The 20954-nt window shown below is 61.1% G+C and carries 15 protein-coding genes and 6 tRNA genes; 18 read left to right on the plus strand and 3 right to left on the minus strand.

Features of this window, described 5'->3' with window-relative positions:
• Positions 1 to 134: 134 nt before the first annotated feature.
• The 5 genes from P0D84_RS07470 to P0D84_RS07490 all read left to right on the plus strand — a co-directional run bounded on the left by P0D84_RS07470 (position 135) and on the right by P0D84_RS07490 (position 5363).
• Positions 135 to 1106: an acetyl-CoA carboxylase carboxyltransferase subunit alpha gene (locus P0D84_RS07470; RefSeq protein ID WP_128589679.1), complete on the plus strand. Its 972-nt coding sequence runs from the start codon at positions 135 to 137 to the stop codon at positions 1104 to 1106.
• Between the two features lie 48 nt (positions 1107 to 1154).
• The gene (tilS, locus tag P0D84_RS07475; protein ID WP_408334274.1) at positions 1155 to 2663 is read left to right on the plus strand and encodes a tRNA lysidine(34) synthetase TilS; all 1509 of its coding nucleotides are present in this window, start codon (positions 1155 to 1157) and stop codon (positions 2661 to 2663) included.
• Between the two features lie 384 nt (positions 2664 to 3047).
• A complete protein-coding gene (locus P0D84_RS07480) occupies positions 3048 to 4298 on the plus strand; it encodes an aspartate kinase (RefSeq protein WP_408334277.1) in 1251 nt (416 codons plus the stop codon).
• A 259-nt stretch (positions 4299 to 4557) separates the two neighbouring features.
• A tRNA-Ser gene (locus tag P0D84_RS07485) sits at positions 4558 to 4651 on the plus strand.
• A 364-nt stretch (positions 4652 to 5015) separates the two neighbouring features.
• Complete coding sequence (locus tag P0D84_RS07490) at positions 5016 to 5363, plus strand: hypothetical protein (RefSeq protein ID WP_408334280.1); 348 nt, start codon at positions 5016 to 5018, stop codon at positions 5361 to 5363.
• Between the two features lie 120 nt (positions 5364 to 5483).
• On the opposite strand, the gene fabI is transcribed toward P0D84_RS07490, so the two are convergent.
• On the minus strand, positions 5484 to 6275 hold the full coding sequence (fabI, locus tag P0D84_RS07495; protein WP_408334283.1) for an enoyl-ACP reductase FabI: 792 nt from the start codon (positions 6273 to 6275) through the stop codon (positions 5484 to 5486).
• Positions 6276 to 6488: 213 nt separating this feature from the next.
• Between fabI and P0D84_RS07500 the strand changes: the two genes are divergently transcribed.
• The 5 genes from P0D84_RS07500 to P0D84_RS07520 all read left to right on the plus strand — a co-directional run bounded on the left by P0D84_RS07500 (position 6489) and on the right by P0D84_RS07520 (position 13075).
• On the plus strand, positions 6489 to 8456 hold the full coding sequence (locus tag P0D84_RS07500; RefSeq protein ID WP_408334286.1) for an extracellular solute-binding protein: 1968 nt from the start codon (positions 6489 to 6491) through the stop codon (positions 8454 to 8456).
• Between the two features lie 42 nt (positions 8457 to 8498).
• Positions 8499 to 9536 (plus strand): microcin C ABC transporter permease YejB, encoded by a 1038-nt coding sequence (locus P0D84_RS07505; protein ID WP_408334289.1) that lies wholly within the window; start codon positions 8499 to 8501, stop codon positions 9534 to 9536.
• Positions 9536 to 10642, plus strand: a complete 1107-nt coding sequence (locus P0D84_RS07510) for an ABC transporter permease (RefSeq protein ID WP_408334292.1) — start codon at positions 9536 to 9538, stop codon at positions 10640 to 10642. Before P0D84_RS07505 ends, P0D84_RS07510 begins: the two co-directional genes overlap by 1 nt.
• Before the next feature lie 32 nt (positions 10643 to 10674).
• Complete coding sequence (locus P0D84_RS07515; protein ID WP_408334295.1) at positions 10675 to 12273, plus strand: ABC transporter ATP-binding protein; 1599 nt, start codon at positions 10675 to 10677, stop codon at positions 12271 to 12273.
• Positions 12274 to 12409: 136 nt separating this feature from the next.
• Positions 12410 to 13075 carry a C40 family peptidase gene (locus tag P0D84_RS07520; RefSeq protein WP_408334298.1) on the plus strand — a complete coding sequence of 222 codons (666 nt, stop codon included), beginning with the start codon at positions 12410 to 12412 and terminating at the stop codon, positions 13073 to 13075.
• A gap of 204 nt (positions 13076 to 13279) precedes the next feature.
• Here P0D84_RS07520 and P0D84_RS07525 read toward each other — a convergent pair whose 3' ends face one another.
• Positions 13280 to 14230, minus strand: coding sequence for a patatin-like phospholipase family protein (locus P0D84_RS07525; RefSeq protein ID WP_408339714.1), 951 nt, complete (start codon positions 14228 to 14230; stop codon positions 13280 to 13282).
• A gap of 700 nt (positions 14231 to 14930) precedes the next feature.
• Here P0D84_RS07525 and gltX point away from each other — a divergent pair.
• From gltX to P0D84_RS07560, 7 genes are all read left to right on the plus strand, one after another.
• Positions 14931 to 16340: a glutamate--tRNA ligase gene (gene gltX, locus P0D84_RS07530; RefSeq protein WP_408334301.1), complete on the plus strand. Its 1410-nt coding sequence runs from the start codon at positions 14931 to 14933 to the stop codon at positions 16338 to 16340.
• 121 nt (positions 16341 to 16461) lie between these two features.
• Positions 16462 to 16537 (plus strand) — tRNA-Ala (locus tag P0D84_RS07535).
• Positions 16538 to 16703: 166 nt separating this feature from the next.
• Positions 16704 to 16779 (plus strand) — tRNA-Glu (locus tag P0D84_RS07540).
• A gap of 94 nt (positions 16780 to 16873) precedes the next feature.
• A tRNA-Asp gene (locus P0D84_RS07545) sits at positions 16874 to 16950 on the plus strand.
• A gap of 61 nt (positions 16951 to 17011) precedes the next feature.
• Positions 17012 to 17087: transfer RNA gene (locus tag P0D84_RS07550), tRNA-Glu, on the plus strand.
• A 95-nt stretch (positions 17088 to 17182) separates the two neighbouring features.
• A tRNA-Asp gene (locus P0D84_RS07555) sits at positions 17183 to 17259 on the plus strand.
• A 153-nt stretch (positions 17260 to 17412) separates the two neighbouring features.
• Positions 17413 to 17877, plus strand: coding sequence for a GNAT family N-acetyltransferase (locus P0D84_RS07560; RefSeq protein ID WP_408334305.1), 465 nt, complete (start codon positions 17413 to 17415; stop codon positions 17875 to 17877).
• Between the two features lie 32 nt (positions 17878 to 17909).
• Here P0D84_RS07560 and P0D84_RS07565 read toward each other — a convergent pair whose 3' ends face one another.
• The gene (locus P0D84_RS07565) at positions 17910 to 18779 is read right to left on the minus strand and encodes an AraC family transcriptional regulator (RefSeq protein ID WP_408334308.1); all 870 of its coding nucleotides are present in this window, start codon (positions 18777 to 18779) and stop codon (positions 17910 to 17912) included.
• 327 nt (positions 18780 to 19106) lie between these two features.
• Between P0D84_RS07565 and P0D84_RS07570 the strand changes: the two genes are divergently transcribed.
• A protein-coding gene (locus P0D84_RS07570; RefSeq protein WP_408339716.1) for an IS3 family transposase occupies positions 19107 to 20677 on the plus strand; the annotation gives its coding sequence in 2 pieces (ribosomal slippage) (positions 19107 to 19587 and positions 19587 to 20677; 1572 coding nt in all).
• The last annotated feature ends 277 nt before the right edge of the window (positions 20678 to 20954 follow it).

Consider the following 20954-nt stretch of genomic DNA (forward strand, 5'->3'; position numbering starts at 1 on the left):
TGTCTTGAGAAGAACAAGCAGCCATGTTGTTTCAAAAACTATCAAGTGTTAAAAATTGATAGTTGCGAGATGGTTTTGACAGCGGCGAGCGCGGTTAGAATACGCGCTGCCGGTAAGTCCAAGGATTACAACCAATGAAGACCACCTTTCTGGATTTCGAACAGCCGATCGCTGAACTCGAAGCGAAGATCGAAGAATTGCGCTTCGTGCAGGACGATTCGGCCGTCGATATTTCGGAAGAGATCGAGCGGCTGTCCAAGAAGAGTCAACAGCTCACCAAAGATCTGTACGCGAACCTGACCCCGTGGCAGGTGTCGCAAATCGCCCGACATCCCCAGCGCCCCTACACGTTCGATTACGTGAGCGAGCTATTCACCGATTTCCACGAACTGCACGGCGACCGCAACTATGCGGACGACCTGTCGATCGTCGGCGGCCTTGCGCGTTTCAATGGCCAGGCCTGCATGGTGATCGGCCATCAGAAGGGCCGCGACACCAAGGAGCGCGCGCTGCGCAACTTCGGCATGCCGCGTCCGGAGGGCTATCGCAAGGCCGAACGCCTGATGCGTCTCGCCGAGAAGTTCAGCTTGCCCATCTTCACGTTTATCGATACGCCGGGCGCCTATCCGGGCATCGGCGCGGAAGAGCGTGGCCAGTCGGAGGCGATCGGCCGCAATCTGTATGTGATGGCTGAACTCAAGACACCGCTGATCGCCACGATCATCGGCGAAGGCGGGTCGGGCGGCGCGTTGGCGATTGCTGTCGGCGACAGCGTGCTGATGCTGCAATTCTCGACCTATTCGGTGATTTCGCCGGAAGGCTGCGCATCGATCCTGTGGAAGAGCGCCGCGAAAGCGCCGGAAGCAGCAGAAGCGCTCGGCCTGACCGCGCATCGTCTGAAGGCGCTCGGTCTGATCGACAAGATCGTCAACGAACCGCTCGGCGGCGCGCATCGCGATCCGAAGGGCATGGCCGCCATGTTGCGCCGTGCGCTCGCCGATTCGCTGCGCCAGTTCCAGGGCATGAGCATCAATGACCTGCGTCAACGCCGTTTCGAACGGTTGATGTCGTACGGCAAGTTCAAGGAAACTACGCCGGGTGCCTAAGCCCGCGCGCGTTCTCTTTCGTCTTCCAGCGCTGCACGCGCTAGCGACGTGACTCCCACCACCGATTCGCCCGCCGACCGCCTCGTTCTCGAGGCGGTCGGTGTGGCGCTGTCCGCGCTTCCTGCGAGCGCGCGCATTGCGGTTGCGTTCAGCGGCGGCGTCGATTCGAGTGTGCTGCTCGATGCAACGCTGCGTGTTGCGGGCGCGTCGCGTTGTGTCGCGCTGCATGTGCATCATGGCCTCAGTGCTCACGCCGACGAATGGCTCGCGCACTGCGCAGCGTTTGCGCGGGAACGCGGCGTCGAATTCGCGGCACAGCGCGTCGAGGTGCCCTGTGACGCGGGCGTGAGCGTCGAGGCCGCGGCACGCGATGCGCGTTATCGTGCGCTGGACGCGATGTGCGCAACCCGCGGTGTTCATACGCTATGGCTCGCGCAACATGCGGACGATCAGGCGGAGACCGTGCTGTTGCAGTTGTTGCGCGGCGCGGGCCTCGCGGGTCTTGCGGCGATGGCGCCGGAGTACCTGCCGGCCGGTGCCGCGGCGCTGCGCGTGCGGCCTTTGTTGCACTTGCTGCGGGCGCAACTCGAGCAGTATGCGAGCGCCCGCGATTTGCGCTGGATCGACGACGAATCGAACGCGGACACGCGTTATGCGCGCAACGCATTGCGCCACGAGGTGACACCGGCGCTGGCCGTCCACTTTCCAGGTTTTCGCGACGCGCTCGCGCGCACGGCGGCGCATGCGGCATCGGCGCAACGTCTGCTCGACGATCTCGCGCGTAACGATCTTGACGCAGCAGTGAGCGATGCAGGCCGTGCGCTATCGCATGACGCGCTGCTCGCCCTCGACGACGATCGTGCGCTCAACCTGCTGCGCTACTGGATGCGCACATTGGGTCTCGTTGCGGCATCAACCGCGCGTCTGGTCGACGCTTTGCGCCAGTTGCGCGAAGTCGGCGCGGTAGGCGAGGGCCATAGCCTGCGGATCGATCACGCGGGGCAGGCGTTGCGGAGCTATCGCGGCCTCGTCTATTGGGAAGCGGGCGATAGTAGCGAGCCCGCCGACGAAACCGCGCTCTCCACGCGCGAGGTCAGCGAACTCGCATGGCAGGGTGAAGTGATCTGGCGTTTGCCGCAGTGGCGGGGCACCTTCGTATTTATCGATGCCGATACGAATCGGGATGGGGGTGCCAGTGCCAATGCCCGTACTGATAGTGATGGTGATGGCGAGGCGGCGGTCAACGCAGCGTCCGACGCTCCCAATACGCTTCCCCTCAGCGTTCTACGCCGGGCGCTGTTGAGCGCGCGCTCACGCAGCGGCGGCGAACGGATGCGCACGAGCGCCGCACCAGGCAGTCCACGCCGCACGCTAAAAAACCTGTTCCAGGAGCGCGGCGTTCCCGCATGGAAACGCGACGTACCGCTGCTTTACGTCGGTGACGAACTGCTGTTCGTGCCCTTGCTCGGTGTGAACCGCGCCGCGTTGCCTGAGCAGGTGGATGCGGCCGAACCGCATATCCGGATCATCTGGCGCGAGGATTTGCTGGTCGCCTGACCGACCGGTCGGACATCGGCGTAATCGATCGAGTGAATCCGTAAATAGCGCGCAAAACCGCACCGGACAAGCCTTTCGAGCGCGTAATAGGGACCATTCGACGGCCGTTTTGGCTTGTTTTTTTACGCTCGATCGGGTAATTTAGCTTGTTTGCCCGACCCGATTTCGCCGTCGCTTTTGTCAATTTTGTCGGTTTGCGATCGTGATCCGTCGTTTCCGGTAAGCCTCTAGCGATCATTCCCGGGCAAATCCGCGCGTGCTGCACGCGTGCTGCATTTACGCCGCCACACACTTTGCCGTCGTTCACAAGACGTTGCGCTCCTGTGCTTTTGTGCGGTCGTCTCCAGCGCGCCAGCGCGGTTTATCCTCCAGTTCAGAACGACAATGGCACTCATCGTACATAAATACGGCGGCACCTCGATGGGCTCGGTCGAGCGCATCAAGAACGTCGCCAAGCGCGTCGCGAAATGGCACAAGGCCGGCCACAAGATGGTCGTCGTGCCGTCGGCAATGTCAGGCGAAACCAACCGTTTGCTCGGTCTCGCGAAAGAAATCACGGGTCAGCCGAGCCCGCGCGAACTCGACATGATCGCCGCCACCGGCGAGCAGGTCAGCTCGGGTCTGCTCGCCATTGCGCTGCAGGAAGCCGGCGTCGAGGCGGTCAGCTATGCCGGCTGGCAAGTGCCGGTCAAAACGGATAGCGCGTTCACGAAAGCACGCATTAGCGAAATCGACGGCGAACGCGTGCTGCGCGATCTCGACGCCGGCAAGGTGGTGGTGATCACGGGCTTCCAGGGTATCGACCCTGATGGCCACATCACCACGCTCGGCCGTGGCGGTTCGGATACGTCCGCTGTCGCAGTCGCTGCCGCGTTGAAAGCCGACGAGTGCCTGATTTACACGGACGTCGACGGCGTCTACACGACCGACCCGCGCGTGGTGGAAGAAGCCCGCCGCCTCGATCGCGTGACGTTCGAAGAAATGCTGGAAATGGCAAGCCTGGGTTCCAAGGTGCTGCAGATCCGCTCGGTGGAATTCGCCGGCAAATATCAGGTAAAAACGCGCGTGCTGTCGAGCCTGACCGATCCGCTCATCCCGCTCGACATTGAAATGAAGTCGGGCACCCTGATTACTTTTGAAGAAGACGAGACCATGGAAAAAGCAGTCATCTCGGGCATCGCGTTCCAGCGCGATGAAGCTCGCATCGCCGTGATGGGTGTGCCCGACAAGCCGGGCATCGCGTATCAGATTCTCGGCCCGGTGGCGGACGCGAATATCGACGTCGACATGATCATCCAGAACCAGAGCGTCGACGGTAAAACGGCGTTCACGTTCACGGTTGGCCGCGGCGACTATCAGCGCGCCATGGACATCCTCACCGGCCAGGTGAAGGGTCACGTGCAGGCTGAACAGGTGCTGGGCGATCCGAAGGTGTCGAAGGTGTCGGTGGTCGGCGTCGGCATGCGCTCGCACGTGGGTATCGCGAGCACGATGTTCCGCACGCTGTCGGAAGAGGGCATCAACATCCAGATGATCTCGACCTCCGAAATCAAGATTTCGGTGCTGATCGATGAGAAGTACATGGAGCTCGCCGTGCGCGCGCTGCATAAGGCCTTCGAACTGGATCAGGCTTAATTTGCCGCACGGGGGTGAGGCGTACAAGAGCGTCTCGTCCCCTGGCGCCTGGTTGTGGCATGAGCGCATGCGCGGCCGATGTGGCGCGCTAATGTGTCGCGACCAATGCGGCGTGACCACTGTGACGGGGCTATGTGAATAATTGCGTCGTAGATGACAAAACTGGCACAAAAAATGTGCTGGAGACATTGACCTTCGCGGTTCGGCCCGCTATTATCTTGGCTTCGTTGCGCTGACTCCCTGCGCAACCGAAAGTTTGGGAGACGTGGCCGAGAGGTCGAAGGCACTCCCCTGCTAAGGGAGCATCTGGGCCAAAACCTGGATCGAGGGTTCGAATCCCTCCGTCTCCGCCAGCAATGGCGGCAAACCCCGCAGAGTCTAGGCTCTGCGGGGTTTTGTTTTTTCAAGGGCCGCTTTCCCGTTCATGCAGAGCGAATACGAATAAGCGCCGGCGCCGCAAAGTAAAACCTTCGGCATGCTTCGGATACCCAATTAAATCGGCGGAGCGTATTTCCTTTCGCTCGGGTAACGACTGAGCGTCCCTTTTCGTTACAGACCGGCTGTCTTTTCACCGAAATATCCGTGCATGTAACCAGACGTAACGCAGAGCTCCACAATGCGATTTTATGCATCAGTTATTACAAAGTTGAAATACGCGGACGATTGCCTTGCGCTATATTTCGGCCAACAACACACATTCTTCAAAAGGGTGAATCGATGAAGTCCGCACGTCTTGTTCCACTTCTGTTCGGGGTTCTCGGGTTGGCTGCGTCGGGTGCTGCAATGGCCGGCGGGCTCAGCGTCGGGGTTAACATTGGCATTCCCGCGCCGGTCTATGTCGCGCCGGCTCCCGTCTACGCACCGCCGCCGCCCCCGCCGCCGCCGGTCGTCTATCAACCGGCTCCCGTGTACTACGGCGGCCCGGCGATCGTGATCGGCTGGCACGGCGACCGCTACTGGGACGGCCGCCGCTATTGGGCGCGTGACGACTGGTATCGCCATCATCCCCCGGGCCGCTACGATTACGGCCGTAATCATTACGACGACCATCGCGGCTGGCATTAAGTCATCAAGAAGCCGCGGTCGTGGCGTCAAAAGAAACCGCCCGGAAAAGGGCGGTTTTTTATTGCGCTCGCGAAACCTGCAGATCGAACCGCCGTCGACCAGGAAATGCAACACGCACGGTCACTCAGCGACGGCAGCCATGCCCCCGACCACGGCATTAAAGCCGCTATCCACATGCACGATTTCTGCCGTCACACCAGCTGCCAGGTCCGACAGCAGAAACGCCGCGGTATTGCCGACCTGTTCGATCGTCACGTTGCGCTTGAGCGGCGCGTTGTTTTCGACGAATTCGAGAATCTTGCCGAAGCCCTTGATGCCGCTCGCAGCCAGCGTCCTGATCGGACCCGCCGAAATGCCGTTCACGCGCACGCCCTGCGCGCCGAGCGACACCGCCAGATAGCGCACGCTCGCTTCGAGCGAGGCCTTGGCGAGACCCATGGTGTTGTAGTTCGGAATCGCGCGTTCGGCGCCGAGGTAGCTCAGCGTGAGCAGCGACGCGTCTGGCGTGAGCATCGATTGCGCGGCCTTGGCGAGTGCCGGAAAGCTGTACGCGGAAATGTCGTGCGCAATGCGGAAGTTCTCGCGCGTCATGCCGTCGAGGAAGTCGCCGGCAATGGCTTCGCGCGGCGCAAAACCGATCGAATGGACGAGGCCGTCGAGCCCCTCCCAGCGCGTCTTTAGCGAGCCGAAGAGGGCGTCGATCTGCGCATCGTCCGCAACGTCGCATGGGAACACCTGGTCGCTGCCGAACTCGGTGGCGAACTCGGTGATGCGCTCCTTGAAACGCTCGCCGACATAGGTGAACGCCAGGTCGGCGCCTTCACGCTTGCAGGCTTGCGCGATGCCATACGCAATCGAACGGTTCGACAACAGGCCGGTCAGCAGGATTCGTTTACCAGCGAGGAAGCCCATGAATTCTCCCAATGAGGTCTGCGCATCACGCACGGACGTCGTGGCGTTGCCCGGGAATGCGACCGCGCGAGGTCCAGCGCGAGGTCCATCGCACGGCACTCGCTTCGCGGGATAGACGCGGTACGGCTGATGCGGATGAGATGTGCGGATGGCGCGGGTTTATTGGGTAGAATTCTCTCACATTGCAATTGCCCACTGACCAACAAGGCCCCTATGACAACTGGCTCGCGATGGGTTCAAACGCCTCGTGCACCTGGGTGCAGCGTGATTCACAGGCTATCGCGTGTCGGTGTACCGGTCGTACTGCGGGTTGTGCCGCGTTCCTGGCGTTCGGCGTGCCTGGCCGCGTTGTGCGGCGTGTCGGCTCTCGCCGGTTTGCTCGCCGCGCCCGAGGCCCAAGCGGTCTATGCGATCGCGCAATACGGTGAGCCGAAATATCCCGCCGACTTCAAGCACTTCGACTACGTCAATCCGGATGCGCCGAAGGGCGGCACGCTGGTGATGGCCAATCCGAGCCGGCTCACCAGCTTCGATAAATTCAATCCGTTCACGTTGCGCGGCAATACCGCCCCGGGCGTGGATCTGCTGTTCGAAAGCCTGACCACCGGCAGTAGCGACGAAGTGGCCTCCGCCTACGGCCTGCTTGCCGACGACATCAGTATCGCGCCGGACGGCCTGTCGACCACCTTCCACATCAATCCGCGCGCGCGCTTTTCGAATGGCGATCCGGTCACCGCGGACGACGTCAAGTTTTCGCTCGACACGCTGAAAAGCCCGCAAGCCGCGCCGCAATTCGCATCGATCTTCGGCGAGATCACGCGCGCGGTGGTGGTCGATCCGCATACGATCCGCTTCGAGTTTCATCAACCCAGTCGCGAATTGCCGCTGCTGGCGGGCGGTATGCCGGTGTTCTCGCGCAAGTGGGGGATGAAGCCTGACGGCAGCCGGATTCCGTTCGACCAATTGGCGTTCGAGAAGCCGATCGCCAGCGGGCCGTATCTGATCGATCAGTACGACAATGGCCGCACGATTACGTATCGGCGTGATCCGCACTACTGGGGCGCGACGCTGCCGGTGCGGGTCGGCATGAACAATTTCGACCGGATTGTCTACAAGCTGTATTCGGATAGCACGGCGCGGCTCGAGGCGTTCAAGGCGGGCGAGTACGACGCACTGGTCGAATATGTCGCGCGCAATTGGGTGCGGCGCGATGTCGGCAAGAAGTTCGATAGCGGTGAGCTGATCAAGCGCGAGTTTGCGCAACATAACGGCACCGGCATGCAAGGCTTCGTGCTCAACATGCGGCGGCCATTGTTCCAGGATGTGCGTGTGCGCAAGGCGCTCGATCTCGCGCTCGATTTCCAGTGGCTCAACCGCCAGTTGTTCTTCAATCAGTACACGCGTCTCGACAGCTTCTTCGCCAATACGGATTTGCAGGCGAAGGGCCTGCCATCGCCGGGCGAATTGGCGCTGCTCGAGCCATGGCGCGCCAAGCTCGATCCGGCCGTGTTCGGTGTGCCGCCGAAGCAGCCGGACACCGATCCGCCCGGCTCGCTGCGGGCCAATTTGTTGCAAGCGCGCGCGTTGTTGCAGGAGGCGGGGTGGACCTATCGCGACGGCGCATTGCGTAACGCCAAAGGCGAGCCGTTCCAGTTCGAGATTCTCGACGATTCCGGCTCGTCCGCTCAGTTCGAGCCGATCGTCGCGACCTTCATCCGCAATCTGCAGAAGCTTGGCATCACCGCGACGTTTCGCGTGTCCGACTTCGCCGTCTATCAGAAGCGGCTCGACGCATTCGATTTCGACACGACCACGATCCGTATGGCGGACGTGCAGGTGCCCGGTTCGGAGCAGATCGACCGGTTCGGCAGCAAGGCTGCTGATACGCCCGGCTCGGATAACGTGATCGGGCTGAAGTCGCCAGCCGTCGACGCGATCCTGAGCGCGCTCGTGCATGCGCAGACGCGCGAGCAACTGATCGACGCCACGCATGCGCTCGACCGCGTGCTGATGCATGGCTACTATGTGATTCCGCAGTGGTACAGCGCTTCGCATCGGGTGGCGTTCAAGCGCGGGCTCGCGTGGCCAAAGACGCTGCCTCTGTACTATGGCGCGGAAGGCTGGATCACGTCGATGTGGTGGTATGCACAGCCGCCTCAGCCGCAAGCACAGCCGCACTGAAAACGCCCATTCATTCACCGCCTTCGCACCGGAAACATCGCCATGTGGAGCTACATCCTCAAACGCTTGCTGCTGATGATTCCGACCTTGCTCGGCGTGCTGACGCTGACCTTCGCCGTGATCCAGTTCGTCCCGGGTGGTCCGGTCGAACAGATGCAGCACGAGCTGCGCAAAGGGGCCGAGAACGGCGCGCCGTTCGGTCTGCGTGCGCATACCGGCGTCGACGCGCAACAAATCGCGCAACTGAAAGCGCTCTATGGCTTCGACAAACCGCCGCTCGAACGCTACGTCCTGATGCTAAAGCGCTTCTCGACGTTCGATCTCGGGCAGAGCTATTTCCGCCATCAAAGCGTGTGGTCGCTGATCGTTTCGAAGTTGCCGGTGTCGATCAGTATCGGCTTGTGGACGTTCTTTCTGACGTATCTGATATCGGTGCCACTGGGTATCGCCAAAGCAGTGCGCAACGGGTCGCGCTTCGACATTGCAACGAGTCTCGTCGTGCTGATCGGCTACGCGATTCCGGGCTTCGTGCTGGGCGTGCTGTTGCTGGTGCTGTTCGGCGGCGGCAGCTTCCTGCAACTGTTCCCGCTGCGCAATCTCACCTCGGACAACTGGGCGCAGTTGAGTCTCGGCGGCAAAATCGTCGACTACCTGTGGCATATCACGTTGCCGATCACGGCCTCGGTGGTGGGCAGTTTCGCGGTCGTCACGATGCTGACGAAAAACGCCTTCCTCGATGAAATCCGCAAGCAATATGTGCTGACTGCACGCGCCAAAGGTTTGTCCGAGAAGCGCGTGTTGTGGAAGCACGTGTTCCGCAACGCGTTACTGCCGTTGATCGTCGGTTTTCCGGCGGCGTTTATCGGTGCGTTCTTCACCGGCAGCCTGCTGATCGAGACGCTGTTTTCGCTCGACGGACTTGGCCTGCTGTCGTACGAATCGGTGGTGCGGCGCGACTATCCAGTCGTGCTCGGCACGCTCTATCTGTTCACGCTGATCGGTCTCGCGACCAAGCTGATTTCCGATCTTTGCTATGTGTGGGTCGATCCCCGCATCCAATTCGAACAACTGGAGCGCTGATGAATCGAGCCCGTCTTTCCGCCGATGCAGCGGCGCGCACCGAACCGGCTCGCGCGTTCGTATCGCCCACGCCCGCGCGTCGCGTCTGGCAGCGTTTTCGTCAGCAGCGCCTGGGCTATTGGAGTCTGATCATCTTCGTCGTCGCGTTCGCGGCGAGCCTGGCCGGGCCGCTCTGGTCGAATGACAAGCCGCTGGTGGTGCGTTACGAAGGGCAGTTGTATTTTCCGATGTTCAAGACCTATGCGGAGACGACGTTCGGCGGTGACTTCCCGACCCCCGCCGATTATCTTGACCCGTATATCAAGCACCGTTTCGACGCGCCGGGTAACTTCGCGGTGTACCCGCCGAACCGTTATTACTACGACACGCTGAATTACTTCTCGAAGGCGCCGAATCCGGCGCCGCCGTCGCGCGATAACTGGTTCGGTACCGACGACCGCGGTCGTGATCTTTTCGCACGTCTTCTGTACGGTTTTCGCGTGTCGGTGGAATTCGCGCTCGTGCTGACCTTGATCGGCACCGTACTCGGGATTGCCGCCGGCGCCGTGCAGGGTTACTTCGGAGGACGTACGGATATCATCGGGCAGCGGCTGATCGAAATCTGGAGTGCCATGCCGGAGCTTTACCTGTTGATCATTTTCTCCTCGATCTTCGAGCCGGGGTTCATTCTGCTGATCGTGCTGCTCTCGTTATTCGGCTGGATCGGTTTGTCGGATTACGTGCGCGCGGAGTTTCTGCGCAACCGTCACCAGGACTATGTGCGGGCGGCACGGGCGATGGGGCTCTCGAACTGGCAGATCATGTGGCGGCATGTCTTGCCCAACAGTTTGACGCCTGTGATCACGTTTCTGCCGTTTCGCATGAGCGGTGCGATCCTCGCGCTCACCAGCCTCGACTTTCTCGGCCTCGGCGTGCCGTCGCCGACGCCGAGCCTGGGCGAGCTGCTTGCGCAAGGCAAAGCGAATCTCGACGCGTGGTGGATCTCGTTGTCCACCTTCGGCGTGCTGGTCGCGATGTTGTTGCTGCTGACGTTCATGGGCGATGCGCTGCGCAATGCGCTCGATACCCGCATCTCCGATGCGATGCGTGCCGGGGGCAACCAGTGAGCGCGGCAGTGGAGAACAATCCGAAACAAGCCATGACGCCGCCGCTTCTGGAACTCGACCACTTGCGTGTCACTTTCGGCGACACGGTCGCAGTGAGCGACGTGACGCTCGCGATCCAACGCGGCGAGCGGGTCGCATTGGTCGGCGAATCGGGCTCGGGCAAGAGCGTGACGGCGCTGTCAATCCTGCGTCTGTTGAGCGACGCGCAGGTCAGCGGGGCGATCCGTTTCGACGGCCAGGATTTGCTCGCCAAAAGCGAGCGCGAGATGCGTGGCATGCGCGGCTCGGACATCGCGATGATCTTCCAGGAGCCGATGACGGCGCTCAACCCGCTCTATACGGTCGGCGACCAGATTGCGGAGACGATCGTCATACACGATGGCGTCACGGCGAACGAGGCGCGTAAGCGCGCCGTGGCATTGCTGGGGCGCACGGGTATCGCCGAGCCCGGCAAGCGTGTGAACAGCTATCCGCATCAACTCTCGGGCGGTCAACGGCAGCGCGCGATGATCGCCATGGCGCTGGCGTGCCGTCCACGCCTGTTGCTGGCCGACGAGCCGACCGCAGCGCTCGACGTGACGATCCGCGCGCAGATCGTCGATTTGCTGCTGGAACTGCAACGCGACGAAGCCGAGAAACGCGGCATGGCCGTGCTGCTGATCACCCACGACCTGAATCTGGTGCGGCACTTTGCGCAACGTATCGCGGTGATGGAGAAGGGCATACTCGTGGAAAGCGGCCCGGTCGAGCAGGTGTTCGAGTCGCCGCAACACCCGTACACGCAGCGTCTGCTAGCGAGCCGTCCGCAGCGCACGGTGGTGCCGGTGCTGCCCATCTCGCCGGTGCTGCTCGAAGCGCGCGATATCTCGGTCGATTTCAAAACGAAACTGCCGGGCGTGAGCGGCTGGTTTCGTTCGGGGCGCTTCCGCGCGGTTGCCGATGCGAACGTGTCGGTGCGCCAGGGCGAGACGCTGGGGATCGTCGGCGAATCGGGTTCGGGCAAATCGACGCTCGCGATGGCCCTGCTCGGTTTGCAACGCACCGTGCACGGCGAGATCGAGTTTCAGGGCAGGGCGCTTGGCAGCTATCGTGGCGCCGAACAGACCGCCTTACGCTCGAACATGCAAGTCGTCTTTCAGGATCCGTTCAGTTCACTTTCGCCACGTCAGACCATCGAGCGGATCGTCGGCGAAGGGCTCGCGCTGCATCGGCCGCAAATGAGCGAGGCGGCGCGGCGCGACAAGGTGGTTTCGGTGCTGCGCGAAGTCGGTCTCGACCGCACGGTGTTGTACCGCTATCCGCATGAGTTCTCCGGCGGCCAGCGTCAACGGATTGCAATTGCGCGCGCGCTGGTGCTCGAGCCGCGCATCCTGATCCTCGATGAGCCGACCAGTGCGCTCGACGTCTCGATCCAGCAGCAGGTGCTGAAACTGCTCGCCGGTTTGCAGCAGAAGTACAACTTGGGCTTCGTTTTCATCAGCCACGATCTGGCCGTGATCGGAGCGATGGCGCACCGGGTGGCGGTTATGCAAAACGGTTCGATCGTCGAAAGCGGGGACGTTGAGCAGATTTTTGCGACCCCGGCGCACCCTTACACTCGAAAGCTGCTGAAAGCGGCGCTGGATCATTGATTTTGCCCTCTTTCACCAATTGGGTGCGTGTCTCGATTGTATTTTTCTATTTGTTTTGACACGTGAATACTTACTGGCTAGTATCGACCAAACTTTTTTCGTAGCTCACTGATTTTTAGGCAAAAAATACCGACCAATGCAGCACAGAAACCTAACCCAGGCTTGCACGCGCGTCGTCGCCGGGATGTTCATTGGCGTCTTGATGGCAGCAGCTCCCGGCGCTTTCGCCGACGAAGTAAGCAGTTTTAATCAGAATGCCTCATATTCGACCCCTAACGGGTCGAATTCCTCGTCCCCCCTCAGTTCGCAATCAGCCGCTCCCAGCAGCGACGGCGGCGCCAAATCGTTCCTGTCCGGCATGGCCGGCAAAGCAGGCGACGTGGTGGTCGGCGCGCTGAATATGATCGGCGTTCGCTACCGTTGGGGCGGTAATACGCCCGATTCGGGCCTCGATTGCAGCGGCTTCGTTCGCTACGTGTTCCAGGACACGCTCGGTATGGCGCTGCCGCGCCGCGCCGAGGAAATGAGCCGTGTCGGCGAGAAGGTTCGCGTGAGCGACCTGAAGCCGGGCGATCTGGTGTTCTTCAATACCATGCGCCGTACCTTCTCGCACGTCGGTATCTACATCGGCGACAACAAGTTCGTGCATTCGCCTTCCACGGGCAGCACGATCCGCGTCGACGACCTGGATAGCGGCTATTGGGAAAAGCGTTTCACGGGTGCACGCCGGATCGAGACGTCCTATCAGGACGGTGAAGATCTGCGCAAGCGCGTGAATGCCACGATCGGTGGCAATCAGTAACTGATTCGGCCCGCACCGGTGGTTTCGGTGCGACAAAAAGGCCTGCTTCGTTCGAAGCAGGCCTTTTTGCGTTTGGGCGCTTGCCGAATATGTGCCGGCGAATCTTTCGCGCTGTACCCCAGTCTGTATCCGCCCCGCGCGCTCCCTACGACAGCAGCTGAAGGAAGCCACGCGGGTCGGTATAACCGGCGCTATCCAGGCGGGTTACACCGCGGCACGGCTTGTGGCCAACTTGCGTTGCAACTCCGGCATCATCTTCGCCGCAGCTTCCTCTCCCGCCAGGATCGCTGCGTTGCGCTGCGAGAAATCGCTGCCGCTCATGGCCGCCAGATTCGGCCGGATCACGATGTCGGCGTACTTGTCGAGTTCATAGGCCTTGATCGTCTGACCCATGATCGTGAAAGTCTGCATCAGCACATCGAACGAACTGGCGGTGAGGCCGCTTTCCGGTCGCTGCGAGATGTCCACGGCGATCACGAAATCCGCGCCCATCTTGCGCGCGAACGAGGCGGGCACCGGACTCACCAGACCGCCATCCACATATTCGTGGCCGCCGATCTTCACCGGCTCGAAAATGGACGGCACGCTGCATGATGCGCGCACCGCAATGCCGGTGTTGCCGCGCTGGAACAGGATCGGCTGGCCGGTCTTCAAATCGGTGGCGACCACACCGAGCGGCTTGACCATCTTCTCGATCGGACGGTTGTTGAGCGTCGTGTTCAGGTAGTTCTGCAACGCGATGCCTTGCAGAAAGCCGCGCGTGCGAAATGGCATGGCCCAATCGCTGATCGACGCTTCGTCCATGGTCAGTGCGAGCTTGTTCAGCGCAAAGCCGTTCATCCCCGACGCGTACAGCGCGCCGACCACCGAACCTGCGCTCGTGCCGGCCACCAGGTCGACCTGGATATTGCGCGCCTCCAGTGCCTTGATCACGCCGATGTGCGCGAAGCCGCGCGCGGCGCCGCCGCCTAGCGCGAGCCCGACGCGGATCGGGCGCTGCGGCTTGTCGAGCGGCGGCGCGTTGGTGGTGGGCGTAGCGGCAATCGGCGTGCTATCGGTTTTGCTGCCGCCGGTCGTGGTGCAGGCAGCCAGCACCGCGGAAGCGGCCGCCAATGAGAAGTTGCGACGGGCAAGGCGGGGGGATGACGGTTTCAACGGGTTCTCCAGCAACGGCAGGGGCGACGTAATCGGTGCAAGCGGGGCAAGCGGGGCAGTCAGTGCAAGCGGTGCAAACAGTGCAAACGGTGCAAACAGTGCAAACAGTGCAAACAGTGCAGTCAGCGCAATCAGCACAGTCAGCTCAACCAGCTCAACCAGCTCAACCAGCTCAACCAGCTCAACCAGCTCAACCAGCTCAACCAGCTCAACCAGCTCAACCAGCTCAACCAGCTCAACCAGCTCAACCAGCTCAACCAGCTCAACCAGCTCAACCAGCTCAACCAGCTCAACCAGCTCAACCAGCGCAATCAGCGCAGGCGACCGCAACCTGTGCCGCGATCAGGCGGATAGTCAACGGCCAGGACCGCCGGTGGCGATTTCATGCGCTGTGGTTCTATCGCTACCCGCAGCGCGCACATCATAAATCAAAGCGCCGAGCGCGCGTCGGCGCGGTAATGAAACGTTGCAGAGCAAGCCCTCGGACGCCTTGATGCGCGCTTCTCGCGCGTCTTGTGTACTGCCATTGGCCATTCGGACGAGGGCAGGCAACCCGGGTTCGGAAGGTATAATTCGGCTCTCGCATCTATTTCCTTCGTGTTCGTGCAAGGCGCCTGGCGCTGCACGGGCGCGCTCCGCTGCCGCGCTTCACTGGCAATGCCAGCCACGGCGCCGGCGCCTGTCTTCCGAGTAACCGCTAATGACCACCTCCGTCCGTACCCGTTTCGCACCGAGTCCCACCGGCTTCATCCACCTCGGCAACATTCGCTCCGCGCTTTATCCGTGGGCGTTCGCGCGCAAGATGAAAGGGACCTTCGTGCTGCGGGTCGAGGACACTGACGTCGAGCGCTCCACGTCTGAATCCGTCGACGCCATTCTCGAAGGCATGGCATGGCTCGACCTCGATTTCGACGAGGGTCCGTTCTACCAGATGCAGCGCATGGACCGTTACCGCGAAGTGCTCAAGCAGATGCAGGACGCGGGGCTCGTGTACCCGTGCTACATGTCGACAGAAGAACTGGACGCGCTGCGCGAACGTCAACGCGAGGCCGGCGAGAAGCCGCGCTATGACGGCACGTGGCGCCCGGAACCCGGCAAGGTCTTGCCGGAGCCGCCGGCAGGCGTGCAACCGGTTCTGCGCTTCCGCAACCCGCTCACCGGTGTGGTCGCATGGGACGACGCCGTGAAGGGCCGCATCGAAATTTCGAACGAAGAACTCGATGACCTCGTGATCGCGCGCCCGGACGGCACGCCGACCTACAACTTCTGCGTGGTGGTCGACGATCTGGACATGCGCATCACCCACGTGATTCGCGGCGATGATCACGTGAACAACACGCCGCGCCAGATCAACATCCTGCGCGCGCTTGGCGGTGAGCCTCCGGTGTACGCGCACTTGCCGACCGTGTTGAACGAGCAGGGCGAGAAGATGAGCAAGCGTCACGGCGCGATGAGCGTGATGGGCTATCGCGACGCCGGCTATCTGCCGGAAGCGGTGGTCAACTATCTGGCGCGTCTGGGCTGGTCGCATGGCGACGCGGAAATCTTCACGCGTGAGCAGTTCGTCGAATGGTTCGATCTGGAGCATCTGGGCAAGTCGCCGGCTCAGTACGACCACGACAAGTTGAACTGGCTGAATGCTCACTACATCAAGGAAGCGAACAACGCGCGCCTCGCGGAGCTGGCAAAGCCGTTCTTCGCCGAGCTGGGTATCGACGAAGCCACCATCGCGCAAGGCGCCGATCTCGCGTCGGTGGTGGGCTTGCTGAAGGACCGCGCATCGACGGTGAAGGAAATCGCCGGGAACGCGGCGATGTTCTATCGAGTGCCGGCGCCTGAAGCCGAGGCGCTCGCGCAACATGTCACTGACGTCGTGCGCCCGGCGCTTGCCGAACTGGCTACAGCGCTCAAGACCGTAGAGTGGACCAAGGAAGCGATCGCCGCAGCGTTGAAGGCAACGCTCGGCGCGCACAAGCTAAAGATGCCACAGCTGGCCATGCCGGTTCGTTTGGTCGTGGCGGGCACCACGCATACGCCGTCGATTGACAGCGTGCTGATGCTGTTCGGCCGCGATGTCGTTGTGAGCCGTATCGAAAAAGCGTTGGCCTGAGCGCGTTCGCGGCTGCATTGAGAGGGTTGCATGCGACTTGCGAAAAAAGTCGCATGCAATTGCTCAAAGGGTATTTACAAAGCGCAAATTGGCCTCTAGAATCTCGTTTCTGTTCTGCAAGGGGGGTATAGCTCAGCTGGGAGAGCGCTTGCATGGCATGCAAGAGGTCAGCGGTTCGATCCCGCTTACCTCCACCATCAGAGCAGAGTGAAGTTGTTCCGAAGTCTGGAGCTTGTAGCAAAAAAGACTTCACAAACAGTTGTAACGTAGTTAGAATATCGGTCTTTGCTGCTAGCGACACAGAAGTTAGCCAAAAGTTGACGCAAGTTAGCAGCAAGATAAAGACAAATCTGAAAAGATTATGTCCCCTTCGTCTAGAGGCCTAGGACATCACCCTTTCACGGTGAGTACAGGGGTTCGAATCCCCTAGGGGACGCCAAACATCAGCGTCGCTTTAGTGTTCGATAAGAAGCAGTAAAGCAACGCAGCTTGCAGAGAAAAAACCAACGCTCGCAAGTCATGATAGGCAAACTGGAGTGGTAGTTCAGTTGGTTAGAATACCGGCCTGTCACGCCGGGGGTCGCGGGTTCGAGTCCCGTCCACTCCGCCAGACAAAGCCCGTTCATACAAACTTGAACGGGCTTTTTCATTAAAGGTGTAAGCAGTACGTTGTCCCCTTCGTCTAGAGGCCTAGGACATCACCCTTTCACGGTGAGTACAGGGGTTCGAATCCCCTAGGGGACGCCAGGATATCGGTGTCGCTCAGTTGCAATATGAGTTAGCGCGATGAGCGGTGCAGTTGGTGAATGAGCAAAGCTCACAAGCCGCGGTGTAAAAAATCTGGAGCGGTAGTTCAGTTGGTTAGAATACCGGCCTGTCACGCCGGGGGTCGCGGGTTCGAGTCCCGTCCGCTCCGCCAGATTTTAGAAAGCCCACTTCGAAAGAAGTGGGCTTTTTTTATTTGCGCAGCCGGTCTGCCTGGATATCGTCCGGGTATGCTCGGGACAAACAGCCATTGCCAGCGCGCGCGGCCTGTTTTACCGTTGACCCGACCCATCTTCGTCGTTCCACCATGTTCGATCCAACCGAAGCTCCGTCACCGTTTTATCTGCGCCTCGCCAGCATGGACGATTTCGAGTTCGCCGAGGCGCTGACTCGCAACAACATGGGTGGCTATTATCACCGGCACCATCTGGTCTGGCGTGGCGATCTGTTTCTCGGCAGTTGGCGCGAGTCGGAAAATTTCATTCTCGAGGTGGACGGCAAGCCGATCGGCGTGCTGCGCATCACTCAGGAAGGCGACTCGCTGCATATCCGCGACGTACAGATTGCTGAAGGGCATCGGCGGCTTGGCGCCGGCACGTATCTGCTCGATATGTCGCATCAGTGGGCACGCGAGCGCGGGCTGCGCGAATTGCAGTTGCGCGTGTTCGTCGACAATCCTGCCGCGCGGCTTTATCAGCGCAAAGGGTACAAGCTGACCGGACCGCGTCTGGCGCAACTCGGGGCGATCCGTCATCTGGCGCGGCGCGTTTGACGCACCGCGGCTAGCGGTGACGAGTCACGCAGTCACTTTTGTGCGGTCTCCTCGTCAGCCTCTGTATCACCACGACTCCCGCTCTCCACACGATGTTCAGAGCCACGCTCGATGAACGCGCGCGGACTTTCGCCGAATGCCCGCCGGAACATCGCCGAGAACGCACTCTGGCTCTGATAGCCCAACTCCTGCGCGACATGCGACAGCGGCCGCCCCTGGCTCAAGAGGGGAATCGCGCGCGCGAGAATGGCCTGCTGACGCCATTGCGAAAAGCTCACGCCCAACTCCTGACGAAACAGGCGCGCGATCGTGCGCGTACTCGCACCGACGCTCGAGGCCCACTGTTCGAGCGAGCCGCCGTTCGTCGGGTCCGCGATTACGGCCTCGCACAACGCGCGCAAGCGTTTCTCGTTGGGCATCGGCACGGACAGGGGCAGCGGCTCTGAACGCGTCAGTTCGTCGAGTGCAAGCGCGCCTAGCAGTTGTTCACGTGTCGCTGAAATGCCTGGCGTATCGAGCGCGGCGATGACTTCGCGCAGCAGATCCGATACTTCGACCACGCGCGGTGTATCCAGTCCGGCCGGGACGGTGCCTTCGGTAATGTAGAGCGTGCGCAGAAATGCTTCTTCGACCGCGACCACTTCGTGTGTCACGTGCGGTGGCACCCAGATCGCTCTCGATGGCGGAACCATCCATGTCGTGCCGGTCGTCGCGACTCGCAGTACGCCGCGCGACGCATAGGCCACCTGGGCCCACGCGTGCGTGTGCCGCGCGATCCGCCAGCCTGACGGCATCAGCCGCGAGCGCACGCGAATCGGATGCGCTTGCGTCGGCTGGAATTCGGGTGGGATGTCGACGAAGCGGATCTGGCTCGACAGGGCTGAGTCAGCGGACGAATTCATCTTGAAGATCGATCCAATGGGCGGAGCTCAAAACAGTGGTGGCAGCAAATATGGCACCAGGTGCATGGGTACTCAAGCATAGAGCGTTTCATGCGTGGCCCCGAAGATGCAGAGCCGAGAGTGCAGACCCAGACCCAGACCCAGACCCGAAGTGCGGACCCAAGCGCAGACCCGAAAGCGCAGACCCGAAGTGCAGACCCGAAGTGCAGACCCGAAGTGCAGACCCGAAGTGCAGACCCGAAGTGCAGACCTGGAAGCCCCCTGCGTCACAATAGATGTCGCCTCTGAATTTTCTTGATTTAAAGAGATCAGAGGTGCAAGTTGAAGTTGAAACAAACGTATTCTGTCGAGTTTAAAGAGCAGGCGCTATTGAAGGTCTTTCACCGCGGAAGTCGCACCATCGGATCCGTGGCCGATGAATTGAACATGAACGTAATGACCTTGAAGAACTGGATGAAAGGTGCCGCTGCATCGACCCGGGGCGATGGATCCGGACACGCAAAACGTCCGGAAGACTGGTCGTTGGAAGAGCGCCTGCTGGCCTTGCAGCAGAGCCATGGGCTGGTCGAGGAGGCCCTGAACGCGTGGTGTCGTGAACGGGGCCTGTTTGTCCATCATCTCGATCAATGGCGCGCGGACTTCTGCGCCGCCGCCGGGACAGGAAGCCGGCGCGAGAGCGCCCAGGCAGTCCGTGAACTGAAGCACGCCAATATGCAACTGCAGCGCGAATTGAACCGCAAGGAGAAAGCGCTGGCTGAAGCCGCGGCGCTGCTGGTGCTGCAAAAAAAGTATCGTGCGCTGTTCGGGGACGAGGCCGAATGACGGCCCTCGAAGAGCGCAAAACATTGATTGGTTTGATCAGCGAGGCGACCATGGGCGGTGCTCGCCAGGCACGCGCGTGTGAGGTGCTGGGGCTGAGCGCCCGGACGGTACAGCGCTGGCAGGGCGCTCAGCCTGACGCGGTGGATGGGCGCTCGTTACGCTGCTTTGAGCCGCCTCACAAGCTGAGCGCTGCCGAACGTGCCGAATTGCTGGCTGTCGCGAACTCAGCCGAATTCGGTCATCTGCCGCCGAGCCAGATCGTTCCACGCCTGGCTGACCAGCAACGCTACATCGCCTCGGAATCGACCTTCTACAGGGTACTGCGCGAGGAGAATCAACTCGCGCACCGGCGTAGTGAACGCCCGACGACCGTGCGCAGCAAGCCACGCGCGGTCTGTGCCGACGCGCCGAACCAGCTCTACAGCTGGGATATCACTTACCTGCCGGCGGCGATTCGTGGGCAGTATTTCTATCTGTATCTGTTTATGGACGTGTTTAGCCGCATGATCGTCGGCTGGCAGGTCTATGCCGAAGAGAGCAGCGCCCAGGCCAGCGAGGTACTCAAGGATCTCTGTGCGCGTGAAGCAATACAGCCCAACCAGGTCATTCTGCATTCCGATAACGGTGGTCCGATGAAGGGGGCCACGATGCTGGCCACCTTGCAGGCGCTGGGCGTTATGCCGTCATTGAGTCGTCCGGGCGTGAGCAACGACAATCCCTATTCGGAATCGCTGTTCAAAACGCTGAAGTACCGACCCGCTTATCCGCTGGAGGCGTTCGATACCCTGTTCGCCGCGCGGACCTGGGTTGCCGGGTTGGTGCGCTGGTACAACCACGAACATCGTCACAGCGCGATCCGGTTCGTGACGCCAGCCCAGCGTCATGCCAATCTCGATCAGGACATCCTGGATCGACGTGCAGCGCTCTACGAGACTGCGCGGCAGCGTAATCCGCTGCGTTGGAAAGGCCCCGCCCGCAACTGGAAGCGCATACATGCCGTGCATCTGAATCCGGATCGGGCCGACGACGATGGCGTCATTCCACAACCCCGCTACCAGGAGCGAAAAGCCGCCTGAAATTTAATTGTCGAGGCGACAACTACTTTGACAACGGCCGGAAGCGCAGACCCGAGGGGCAGACCCGGAAGCGCAGACCCGAGGGGCAGACCCGAAAGCGCAAACCCGGAAGCGCAAACCCGGAAGTGCAAACCCGGAAGTGCAAACCCGGAAGCGCAAACCCCAAAACGCAAACCCCAAAACGCAAACCCCAAAACGCAAACCCCAAAACGCAAACCCCAAAACGCAAACCCAAAACGCAGACCCGAACGCCCCGCTCCGAACGCGCAGCCCCAAA

This window comes from Paraburkholderia sp. RL17-337-BIB-A, from assembly GCF_046025895.1.
Taxonomy (GTDB): Bacteria; Pseudomonadota; Gammaproteobacteria; order Burkholderiales; family Burkholderiaceae; genus Paraburkholderia; species Paraburkholderia fungorum_C.

Excerpts from the sequence above, each read along its gene's own strand:
- P0D84_RS07470 (WP_128589679.1), top strand. The coding sequence starts at position 135 with ATGAAGACCACCTTTCTGGATTTCGAACAGCCGATCGCTGAACTCGAA.
- P0D84_RS07480 (WP_408334277.1), top strand. The coding sequence starts at position 3,048 with ATGGCACTCATCGTACATAAATACGGCGGCACCTCGATGGGCTCGGTC.
- P0D84_RS07490 (WP_408334280.1), top strand. The coding sequence starts at position 5,016 with ATGAAGTCCGCACGTCTTGTTCCACTTCTGTTCGGGGTTCTCGGGTTG.
- fabI (WP_408334283.1), bottom strand. The coding sequence starts at position 6,275 with ATGGGCTTCCTCGCTGGTAAACGAATCCTGCTGACCGGCCTGTTGTCG.
- P0D84_RS07500 (WP_408334286.1), top strand. The coding sequence starts at position 6,489 with ATGACAACTGGCTCGCGATGGGTTCAAACGCCTCGTGCACCTGGGTGC.
- P0D84_RS07505 (WP_408334289.1), top strand. The coding sequence starts at position 8,499 with ATGTGGAGCTACATCCTCAAACGCTTGCTGCTGATGATTCCGACCTTG.
- P0D84_RS07510 (WP_408334292.1), top strand. The coding sequence starts at position 9,536 with ATGAATCGAGCCCGTCTTTCCGCCGATGCAGCGGCGCGCACCGAACCG.
- P0D84_RS07515 (WP_408334295.1), top strand. The coding sequence starts at position 10,675 with ATGACGCCGCCGCTTCTGGAACTCGACCACTTGCGTGTCACTTTCGGC.
- P0D84_RS07520 (WP_408334298.1), top strand. The coding sequence starts at position 12,410 with ATGCAGCACAGAAACCTAACCCAGGCTTGCACGCGCGTCGTCGCCGGG.
- gltX (WP_408334301.1), top strand. The coding sequence starts at position 14,931 with ATGACCACCTCCGTCCGTACCCGTTTCGCACCGAGTCCCACCGGCTTC.
- P0D84_RS07560 (WP_408334305.1), top strand. The coding sequence starts at position 17,413 with ATGTTCGATCCAACCGAAGCTCCGTCACCGTTTTATCTGCGCCTCGCC.
- P0D84_RS07565 (WP_408334308.1), bottom strand. The coding sequence starts at position 18,779 with ATGAATTCGTCCGCTGACTCAGCCCTGTCGAGCCAGATCCGCTTCGTC.